This window comes from Microvirga antarctica (assembly GCF_017921815.1).
Classification (GTDB): Bacteria; Pseudomonadota; Alphaproteobacteria; order Rhizobiales; family Beijerinckiaceae; genus Microvirga; species Microvirga antarctica.
Window position 1 is genome coordinate 1 of the sequence record NZ_JAGEMM010000185.1, and the last position, 282, is coordinate 282.

Below are 282 nucleotides of genomic sequence, written 5' to 3' on the forward strand. Positions count from 1 at the left end.
GCTTCGGTCAGGCCCAGCCACTTCAAAGCACGGAAGGCTTCGCGGCTCTCGGGCTGGAAGAGGGCGTCGTCGAGCCAGTTCTTGGGGAAGGCCGCGTCGCGCGGCTCGGGGATCACATTGTAGTCGCCGACCAGGGCCAGCGGCTCCTCGAAGGCCAGCAGCGCCCGGGCGTGCTGCTTCAGGCGTTCCATCCATCGCAGCTTGTAGGCGAATTTTTCGGTGCCGATGGGATTGCCGTTCGGCAGGTAGATCGAGGCGACTCGCACCGGGGTCGGACCCGAG

Annotated in this window: 1 protein-coding gene; it reads right to left on the reverse strand. The window is 66.3% G+C overall.

The genetic code is table 11. The features are described from left to right. Positions 1-282, reverse strand: a 282-nt coding sequence (locus tag J4G32_RS21410; RefSeq protein WP_485020568.1) for an exonuclease/endonuclease/phosphatase family protein, incomplete at both ends; no start/stop codon positions are given.